We start from the raw sequence: 7908 nt of genomic DNA, 5'->3' as shown, positions 1-7908 counted from the left end.
AGCTGATGAAGAGCGGCGAGGTCGAATCTCGCGTCGTGRCCCCCGTGCCCTGGTTTCYGTCTACCAGCCCTCGCTGGGGCGACTACGCCAGGTTCGCCGCCACGCCGGCGCGTGAGCAGCGCAACGGCCTGGATGTGCTGCACCCGCGCTATCTGTTGCTGCCCAAAGTGGGCATGACGTCGGCGCCGCTGACGCTGGCTTTGGGCGCGCGTGGCGCGGTGCAGAAACTGATCGACGAGGGCTTCGATTTCGACCTCATCGACGCCCATTACTACTATCCCGACGGCGTCGCTGCGGCTTTGCTGTCCAGGTGGTTCAACAAGCCGCTGACCATCACCGCGCGCGGCACCGACCTGAACCTCATTCCCCAGTACGCCCTGCCCAAACGCATGATCGAGTGGGCGGCCGAGCGCGCATCAGGCTCCATCGGCGTCTGCGCCGCCTTGATGGACGTGCTGCGCGGCTGGGGCCATGACCCGGCGAAGCTGAATACCTTGCGCAATGGCGTAGACCTGGAGCGCTTCCGCCCCCTGCCGCAGGCCGACATGCGCGCGGAGCTCGGTGTGTCCGGCGAGCCGCTGCTGCTGTCCGTGGGGCACCTGATCGAACGCAAGGGCCACCACATCGCTATCGAGGCGCTGGCAGAGCTGGCGAAGCAACGACCCGGAGCCCGCCTCGTCGTCATCGGCGAGGGCGAGGAGAGGGCGGCACTGACGGCGCTGGCAGCGCGTCTGGGCGTCGCCGACAAGGTGCGCCTGACGGGCTCGCTGCCCAACACCGAGCTGCTGAAGTGGTACAGCGCCGCCGACGTGCTGCTGCTGTGTTCCAGCCGCGAGGGCTGGGCCAATGTGCTGCTTGAGTCCATGGCCTGTGGCACGCCGGTCGCCGCCACCGATATCTGGGGCACGCCCGAGGTTGTTGCCGCACCCGAGGCGGGTGGGCTGGTGAGCGAACGCACGGGCAGCGCGTTCGCCGCGGCCATCGGGGCGTTGCTGGCCAAGGGTATAGACCGCGCGGCCACGCGCCGCTATGCCGAAAGCTTCAGCTGGCAGGCCACGACGGACGGTCAGATCGCCTTGTTCAAGTCCATCACCGGAGTGGCCGCGCATGCGTGATCTGACATTGCTGGTGATCCTGGGCTGGATCTTCTTGCAGGCGTTCAGGCGGCCTTGGATTGGCATCCTCGGCTGGACTTGGCTCAGCATCATGAATCCCCACCAGCTGTCCTGGGCGCTGAAGACAATGCCCTYCGCCGCCGCCATCGGCGGAGCGACGCTGATCGGCCTCTTCATCACGAAGGACAGACGTGACTATTCGTTGAACCGCGAGAACGTCACGCTGATGGTCTTCATGCTGTGGATGTGCATCACCTTGCCGTTCTCGATGATCTTTGATCAGAGCTTCGAGTTGTGGAGCCGGGTCATGAAGATCGATCTGATGATCCTGGTCACCATGGTGTTGCTGCACAGCAAGCGCCACATGATGCTGCTGACCTGGGTGCTGGTCGCCTCCATCGGTTTCTTCGGTGTCAAGGGGGGCGCCTTCACGGTCCTGACCGGCGGCAGCTACAAAGTCTGGGGGCCCGAGAACACCTATATCGAARGCAACAACGAGATCGCGCTGGCCATCGTCATCGTCATCCCGCTGATGCGCTTCCTGCAGATGCAGATGAAGGCCAAATGGGCCAAGACGACGATGACCATCTGCATGGTGCTGATGGCGATGGCGGCCCTGGGCAGCCATTCGCGCGGCGCTTTGCTGGCCATTGCCGCGATGGCGCTGGTGCTGTGGTGGCGCGGCAAGAACAAGATGGTGGGTGCGGTCACGATGGTCGTCGTCGCGGTGGCCCTGCTGTCGCTGATGCCGGCTGAATGGTGGGAACGCATGAACACCATCAAGACCTACCAGCAGGACGAGTCGGCCATGGGCCGCATCAATGCCTGGGGCATGGCCTGGAATCTGGCGAAATCCAACTTCTTCGGCGGCGGCTTCATGATCTGGACGGGGGTCATCTTTGCCGTCTATGGCCCGGACCCCAACGACGTGCACGCGGCCCACAGCATCTATTTCATGGTGCTGGGCGAACAGGGCTTCGTCGGCCTGTTCATCTTCCTGGCGCTGTTCACCATGGGCTGGTTCACGGCCGGCACCTTGCGCACGAAGGCGCGCGGCAAGCCCGAGACGCAATGGCTGTCGGACCTCGGCGGCATGCTGCAGGTGAGCCTGGCCGGCTATGCCGTGGGCGGCGCCTTCCTGAGCCTGAGCTACTGGGACCTGCCGTACAACGTGCTGGTGCTGGCCGTCGTCGGCCGGCGCTGGCTGGAGCGCAAGGAGTGGCTGCGGGAGAAGGAGGAGCCGGTCATCTACTGGCCCGAGTTCCTGAAGAAGCGCTTCGAGAAGAAGAAAAGCATCCCCCTGCCATGAAGCCCCTGTTCAGCCTGCTGTCCCCGGCCGGCGCGCGTGCGCGCCTGACCGTGTTGATCTTCCACCGCGTGCTGCGCGAGCCCGACCCGCTGTTCCCCGACGAGGTCGACGCGGCCCGCTTCGATGAGCTGCTGGGCTGGGCCAAGTCCTGGTTCAACGTGCTGCCGCTGGACACGGCGATCCGGCAGCTTCACGATGGCAGCCTGCCGGCACGGGCTGCCGCGCTGAGCTTCGACGACGGCTATGCCGACAACCATGACGTCGCCCTGCCGCTGCTGCAGAAGCACGGCCTGCCCTGCAGCTTCTTTGTCGCCACCGGCTTTCTGGATGGCGGCCGCATGTGGAATGACACGCTGATCGAATCGGTGCGGCTCACGGCCGAGTCCATGCTGGATCTGCGTGGCCTGCAGGACGGTCGTGGCGAGGACCTGGGCCAGCATGCGCTGGGCGATACCGCTGGCCGCCGCGCCATGCTGGGCAAGCTCATCGAACGCGTGAAGTACCTGCCGCCCGAGCCGCGGCTGGCCTGCGTCAATGCCATCGCGGCGCGCGCCGGAGTCCGCCCGCCGGACGACCTGATGATGAGCAGCGAGCAGGTGCGCAGCCTTCGTCGTGCCGGCATGCAGATCGGTGCTCACACGGTCAGCCATCCCATCCTGGCCACGCTCGACGCCAGCCAGGCCGCCGAAGAGATCGGCCGCAGCCGCGATGCGCTGCAGCAGCTGCTGGGCGAAAAGGTCGGCCTGTTCGCCTATCCCAATGGCAAGCCGGGTACCGACTACCTTCCCGAGGTGCATCCAGCCATCGTGCGCGAACTCGGTTTCGACGCGGCCGTGTCCACGCGCTGGGCGGCGGCGCGCCGCGGCGACGACGTGTTCCAGATCCCGCGCTTCACGCCCTGGGATCGCGATCGGCTGAAGTTCGGCCTGCGGCTGGCGCGCAACCTGTTCAGCTGATGCGCCGCGTCCTCTTCATCGCCTACCTGTTCCCGCCGATCGCCAACTCCGGCACACGGCGCAGCCTCGCTTTCGCCAACCATCTGCCCGGTCTGGGCTGGGAGCCGCTGGTGCTGAGCCTGGAGCCCGACCCGCGCTCCCACGTCGACTCGGAGCTGCTGAGTGAGGTCAGGCCTGGCACGCGGGTCGAGCGCGTGCCGCTGCAGAGCCGCGTGCTGGCCCGCCGCTGGGCGGGCTGGCTGCCCGGGCGCTTGCGTGAGCGCGCCGTCGCGGCGCTGGCCTGGCGGCTGCGTGCGCGGTCCGAAGTGCCCGACCAGGCCGCGGGCTGGCTCAAGCCGGCCGTCGAGCGGGCGCTGTCCCTGCACAAGAGTCCGGGTTTCGATGCCATCTACGCCAGCGGCTGGCCCTGGACCGGCTTCCTGATCGCGCGCGAGGTGTCGCGTCGCACCGGCAAGCCCTATGTGCTCGACTATCGCGACCAGTGGACGCCCAGCGGCGACATGGCCTGGGAGCAGGTGTCGGCCGAGCAGGCTCGCGAGAACCCGGCGCTGGAGCGGCTGGCGGCGCGCGACGCGGCGGCCGTCGTCACCGTGACCCACGCGCTGGTCGACAGCGTCGGCCGCGACTGCGGCCGCGGCGACCTGCACCTGATCACCAACGGCTTCGAGCCGGCCGACTTCGCTGGCGAGGCCTCGCCCGTCGCTGATGGCCTGCTGCGCATCGCCTACACCGGCGTCTGGCGCCCTGGCTACGGTTTGCAGGACCTGTATGCGGCCATCGCCTTGCTTCAGGCCCAAGGCTGCCCGGAGCTTGCGCGGCTGCGCGTGCAGGCCGCTGGCTTCAAACCAGGCCCGGCGGCTGAGGCTGGAGTCACCGCATGGGTGACGGAGCTGGGCCCCGTGCCGCACGGCCAGGCCGTCACGCTGATGAAGCAGGCCGACCTGCTCTACCTGCCGGTGCCGACGGGCTACTACGCCACCGCGTCGCTGCCGGGCAAGCTGTTCGAATACCTGGGCTGTGGTCGCCCCATCCTGGCCGTCGTGCCCGAGGCCAGCGAGGTGGCTCAGGTGCTCAACGGCACCGGCGGCGGCGTGCGCGTCGAGCCGGGTGACGTGGCGGGTCTGGCCCAGACGCTGCAGCGCTGGCTGCGTGGCGAGGCCAGCGTGGACACGCCGCGCGATATCGAGCGCTACAGCCGCGCGGCGACAGCACGGCGTCTGGCCGGCGTGCTGGACGCGGCCGCCGACGGCCGGCGCCTGGAGCCACTGAGATGAGCGGCGTACGCAGTGCGCTGCTGTTCTCCTTCGCGGAGCGGTATGCGCTGATCGTCATCAACCTGGCGAGCAACCTGATCATTGCCCGGCTGCTGACGCCGGACCAGATTGGCGTCTACTCGGTGACGCTGGCTGTCATGAGCATCGCCCAGGTGCTGCGCGACTTTGGCGTCGCCAGCTACCTGATCCAGGAGAAGGACCTCACCGACGATCACATCCGCACGGCCCTGGGGGTCACGCTGATCATCGGCATCGGTCTGGGCTTCATCGTCTTTGCCGTGGCGCCCTGGGTGGCCGACTTCTACCGCGAGCCGCGCATGCGCGACCTGCTGTGGCTGGCCTCCATGAACTTTCTGCTGCTGCCGTTCTCGACGATCTCGCTGGCGCTGCTGCGCCGCCGCCTCGCCTTCAAGGCCCTGGCCGTCGCGAACCTGGTTGCGACGCTGGCCGGTGCCATCACCAGCGTCAGCCTGTCCTGGGCCGGCTGGGGCCCCATCGGCCTCGTGGCCGGCACGCTGGTCGTCAGTGCGACCACGGGCTTCGCCGCCTGGTGGGCCCAGGGCGAGCGGCGGTTGCTGCGGCCGGGGTTGTCGCAATGGCGCAGCCTGTTCAAGTTCGGCGCCCAGAGCTCGGTCGTGGGCGTCGTCACGTCGGTGTCCATGGACATCAACGACCTGGCCGTGGGCAAGCTGATGGGCTTCACGCCCGTCGCGCTGCTGAGCCGCGCCCAGGGCCTGATGAACCTCTTCCATCGCGACCTGATGGGCGCCGTGCGCAACGTGGCCTATCCCGCTTTCGCAAAGGCCGTGCGCGAGCAGCAGGCCATGGAGCCGCTCTACATCGCCAGCGTCACCTATGTCTGCGTGGTGGCCTGGCCCTTCTACGGCTTCGTCGCCCTCTACGGGCTGGAGACCTTGCGGCTGCTGTTCGGCCCGCAGTGGGACGCGGCGGCGCCGCTGGTGCCCATCTTCTGCCTGGCCGGCGCGCTGGCCGCGGYGATCAGCCTGATCGGCAACCTGATGGTGGCCATGGGCCGCATGGACCTGCTGACCCGCATGGAGGTGGTCTTCCAGCCGGCGCGCGCGGCCCTCATCGTCGCGGCGGCGGCGTATTGGCGCGAGCCCTGGGCCTGCGCCGCCGGGCTGGCGCTGGCCATGCTGCTGCAGCTGCCGCTGGTCTATGTCGTGAAGGGCAAGTTCCTGCCCAACGACTGGCGCGTGCTGCGTGGCCAGCTCGTGCGCAGCATGGCCGTGGCGCTGATCGCGCTGGCGCCGCCCGCGCTGCTGCTGGTGCTTCACCCGCGCGAGCCTGGCCAGACCATGCCTATCCTCTGGTTCGTGCTGGCCATCCTCAGCTGCTGCGTTTCGTGGCTGCTGGCGCTGGGCTGGTGCCGCCACCCGCTGGCCGCCGATCCGGCCTTTGCAAGACTGACGCGGTTCTGGCGGCGAGCTGCCGACAATGCCGCCTAGACCGACAAGACAGACCGAACCCTCACAGGTGAACCCTATGCAACAGTCCCGCCCTCCCGTCATCGGCCGCCTGGTCCGTTTCGCGCTGATCGGCTGCGGCCGCATCGCCCAGAACCATATGGAGGCGATCAAGAAGCACGCCGAGCGCGCCGAGCTCGTGGCGGTGTGCGACACCGACCCCGCGGCCTTGGCGGCCGCCGTCGCCAAGACGGGGGGCCGCGGCTTTGCGTCGTTGACCGAGCTGCTGGCTGCCAAGGCCGAACTCGGCATCGACTGCGTCGTGCTGACCACGCCCAGCGGCCTGCATCCCCGCCAGGCCATCGAGGTGGCCCGCGCCGGCATCGACGTGATGACGGAGAAGCCCATGGCCACGCGCTGGCAGGACGGCCTGGCCATGGTCAAGGCCTGCGACGACGCCGGCGTGCGCCTCTTCGTCGTCAAACAGAACCGCCGCAACCCCACGCTGCAACTGCTCAAGCGCGCGATGAGCGAGGGCCGCTTCGGGCGGCTCTACAACGTCGCCGTCAACGTCTTCTGGACCCGCCCCCAGGCCTATTACGACAGCGCCGAGTGGCGCGGCACGTGGGAGTTCGACGGCGGCGCGTTCATGAACCAGGCCAGCCATTACATCGACCTGCTCGACTGGGTCTGCGGCCCCGTGGAGAGTGTCATGGCCTACACCGGCACGCTGGCCCGCAACATCGAGGTCGAGGACAGCGGCGCGGCTGCGCTGAAGTGGCGCAGTGGCGCCATGGGCACCGTTAACGTCAGCATGCTGACCTATCCCAAGAACCTCGAAGGCTCCATCACCCTGCTGGGCGAGAAGGGCTCGGTGCGCGTCGGCGGCCTGGCGGTCAACGAGATCCAGCATTGGGAATTCGATGCCCCCCATGAGATGGACGCGCTGATCAAGGACGCGAGCTACCAGACCACCTCGGTCTACGGCTTCGGCCACCCGCTCTACTACGACAACGTCATCCAGACGCTGCGCGGCGAGGCCCACCCCGAGACCGACGGTCGCGAAGGCCTGAAGTCGCTGGAGCTGCTGATCGCGCTGTACATGAGCTCCCGCGACGGCAAGCGCATCAACCTGCCGCTGGCCTACTGAAATGGCCACCACCATCCACCCAAGCGCCATCGTCGACGAAGGCGCCCAGCTGGGCGCCGATTGCCGCGTCTGGCACTTCGTGCACATCAGCGCCGGCGCCCGCATCGGCAGCAAGTGCTCCTTCGGCCAGAATGTCTATGTCGGCAACGACGTGGCCATCGGCGACAACGTCAAGATCCAGAACAACGTCTCCGTCTACGACGCCGTGACGCTGGAGGACGACGTCTTCTGCGGCCCCAGCATGGTGTTCACCAACGTCTACAACCCGCGCTCGGCCGTCACGCGCAAGGACGAATACCGCCGCACCCTCGTGAAGCAGGGTGCGACGCTGGGCGCCAACAGCACGATCGTCTGCGGCACCACCATCGGTCGCTTCGCCTTCATCGGCGCCGGCGCCGTCATCAACCGTGACGTGCCCGATTTCGCGTTGATGGTGGGCGTGCCCGCCAAGCAGATCGGCTGGATGAGCCGCTTCGGCGAGCGCCTGGAATTGCCCGTCGCGAGCGAACAGCCCGTCGACGCCACCTGCCCCCACACCGGCGACCGCTACCGTCTGAGCGGCAACCGCCTGGAGATCATCTGATGGACTTCATCGACCTCAAGAGCCAGTACGCGGCCCTGCGCGACAACATCAACGCCCGCATCCAGAAGGTGCTGGACCACGGCCAGTACATCCT

Annotated in this window: 7 protein-coding genes; all 7 read left to right on the top strand. The window is 67.8% G+C overall.

Annotation, left to right across the window (positions count from 1 at the left end; genetic code table 11):
- A partial coding sequence (locus tag ACXJKR_RS18260; RefSeq protein WP_457324027.1) for a glycosyltransferase occupies positions 1–1115 on the top strand: 1115 nt, incomplete at its 5' end.
- On the top strand, positions 1108–2424 hold the full coding sequence (locus tag ACXJKR_RS18255) for a putative O-glycosylation ligase, exosortase A system-associated (protein WP_457324026.1): 1317 nt from the start codon (positions 1108–1110) through the stop codon (positions 2422–2424). The genes ACXJKR_RS18260 and ACXJKR_RS18255, both read left to right, overlap by 8 nt.
- On the top strand, positions 2421–3380 hold the full coding sequence (locus tag ACXJKR_RS18250) for a polysaccharide deacetylase family protein (RefSeq protein WP_457324025.1): 960 nt from the start codon (positions 2421–2423) through the stop codon (positions 3378–3380). The genes ACXJKR_RS18255 and ACXJKR_RS18250 overlap by 4 nt, the downstream gene beginning before the upstream one ends.
- The gene (locus ACXJKR_RS18245; protein WP_457324024.1) at positions 3380–4654 is read left to right on the top strand and encodes a glycosyltransferase; all 1275 of its coding nucleotides are present in this window, start codon (positions 3380–3382) and stop codon (positions 4652–4654) included. Before ACXJKR_RS18250 ends, ACXJKR_RS18245 begins: the two co-directional genes overlap by 1 nt.
- The gene (locus ACXJKR_RS18240; protein WP_457324023.1) at positions 4651–6123 is read left to right on the top strand and encodes a lipopolysaccharide biosynthesis protein; all 1473 of its coding nucleotides are present in this window, start codon (positions 4651–4653) and stop codon (positions 6121–6123) included. The genes ACXJKR_RS18245 and ACXJKR_RS18240 overlap by 4 nt, the downstream gene beginning before the upstream one ends.
- A gap of 37 nt (positions 6124–6160) precedes the next feature.
- Positions 6161–7231 carry a Gfo/Idh/MocA family protein gene (locus tag ACXJKR_RS18235; RefSeq protein WP_056195838.1) on the top strand — a complete coding sequence of 357 codons (1071 nt, stop codon included), beginning with the start codon at positions 6161–6163 and terminating at the stop codon, positions 7229–7231.
- 1 nt (position 7232) lies between these two features.
- Positions 7233–7814 (top strand): acyltransferase, encoded by a 582-nt coding sequence (locus tag ACXJKR_RS18230; protein ID WP_457324022.1) that lies wholly within the window; start codon positions 7233–7235, stop codon positions 7812–7814.
- The last annotated feature ends 94 nt before the right edge of the window (positions 7815–7908 follow it).

It is taken from the genome of Roseateles sp. P5_E11, assembly GCF_054049355.1.
Note: the sequence above shows the minus strand (reverse complement) of the source record. Positions and strands in the feature narration are given on the sequence as shown.